Here is a 1,642-nt window from a genome sequence, read left to right on the forward strand (position 1 = left end):
GTCGACGGGGGCCGAGTGGATTGGACTGCGGGTCAGTTCGCAAGCTCCTTTTTCGGCTGTACTCGTTTCGTGTCTTCGGATCTGTTTTCGGAGGCCTCGAGGAGGATTGGTTATCGGCGACACACCGCGAGTCCCCGCTTCTCTCCATTGCATAATTTCGCGTGTCCTACGTTTCCAAAATCTGTGACCTGGGTAACAAACCCAGGGTTGATGAGGAGACAGTGATGGATGTAATTGTGTGGGCCGAATCCGAGGAACGTGAACGGTGGTGGCGACAGGTCATGGGCCTCGCACTCGCAATCGAGCGTTTCGAGGCGGAAGAACCGATCGCACGTGGTTTGTCCGCGACGTCGAGGATGCGCGTATCGGTCCGATCGATTCATGGCGTGACCGCTGCCTGAGTCCAGCTACCGGAACGTACGCGTCCGGAATGCGTCTGAGAATTCTGCCTTCCGTGGTGTGAGTGGCTAATTCGATGTCAGAGGGAGCAGTGGCGATGGTGAACGTGGTTCTGTTACTCGTGATGTTAGGTGTCGGTCTGACCGTGGTGATGTGCCTGGACTTCCAGTGGCTTCGTTCGTCCTCACGTGGCAAACGACACCGGCACCCTCGGCACGCACGTGTAGGACTCGGGAAGCCGTAGTAACCCCCTGCGGGGGAACCGTGCCGATGGGCGATTGCGCTTCCGGTGGCCCGCGCCTACTCCTGCCGCAGCAGTCCCCAGGCCTGCGGGGTGCGGGAGTTCAGACTTCGTCGGGGCGTATCTGGTCCGGGCGTTCGATGTTTCCCCGCCAGGCGCCTGTTTCCTGGTCGCGGGATTCGATGAACTCCTTGAAGCTCCCCATGTCCTTTTTGACTCTGTGGGTGAGGACTCCGAGTTTGTCGGCAATGTTTTCGACGAAGCCATCAGGGTCGATGTCCATCTGTGCTGTCACCCTGGTGTGCGAGTCGTCCAATCGGTGGAAGGTGATCACACCCGCATGATCGGGGCCTGCGTCCGATTTCCACGCAATGCGTTCGTCCGGGTGCTGTTCGGTGATGGTGGCGTCGAATTCCCGTGGTTGTCCGGCTATTTCGAGGATCCAATGTGTGTGCACATCGTCGATTTGTCGAATTTCCCGTACTCCGGACATGAAGTGGGGGAACGACTCGAATTGAGTCCACTGGTCGTAGGCGGTACAGATGGGGACGTTGACATCTACGGATTCGGTCACGGTACTCATGATTTTCGAGCTACCCACTCTGTCAACTGATACACATCGCAGCAGTCGACGTGGAAGCCACGGTCAGGGTGTGTCTTCGGGTTCGCCCAGGTCGCAGGGTCGTTCACGCTGCGAGAAGGTTCGAAGACAATCGGTCATAGCACCGCCAACAACCCGCGCGCGCGGTAGAGGCGCTCGGGTAGTTCATCCAGGGGCACCCTCTTCGGTCCGCCATTACCGTCGGCCTTCATGGAGGAGCATGTGCAGAACCGCCGAGGAGCACACCCGGTGGGAAACCCACGACGCACAACGATGCGATCAGGGCAGCCACAGAGGCGAACTCGGACACGAGTTGTGGGATCGCCGTCGGGCGGTGGGGAAGCCGCCGTACCCCAGCTGGGTGCCGATCTGGTACCAGTACGGGATGTAGGTCCGGGCCG

General features: G+C 59.6%; 2 protein-coding genes. One reads left to right on the forward strand and one right to left on the reverse strand.

Annotated features, from left to right (window positions below):
* The first annotated feature begins 161 nt into the window (after window positions 1-161).
* Window positions 162-401: a hypothetical protein gene (locus ABT116_RS44720; RefSeq protein WP_350835140.1), complete on the forward strand. Its 240-nt coding sequence runs from the start codon at window positions 162-164 to the stop codon at window positions 399-401.
* 342 nt (window positions 402-743) lie between these two features.
* Here the strand turns inward: ABT116_RS44720 and ABT116_RS44725 are convergent, their stop codons facing one another.
* A complete protein-coding gene (locus ABT116_RS44725) occupies window positions 744-1,223 on the reverse strand; it encodes an SRPBCC family protein (RefSeq protein WP_037130811.1) in 480 nt (159 codons plus the stop codon).
* Between the last annotated feature and the right edge of the window lie 419 nt (window positions 1,224-1,642).

The sequence above is a fragment of the Streptomyces sp. NPDC002130 genome, from assembly GCF_040296465.1.
GTDB lineage: Bacteria > Actinomycetota > Actinomycetes > Streptomycetales > Streptomycetaceae > Streptomyces.

Coding starts and splice junctions, on each gene's coding strand:
- ABT116_RS44725 (WP_037130811.1), bottom strand. CDS start 1,223: ATGAGTACCGTGACCGAATCCGTAGATGTCAACGTCCCCATCTGTACC.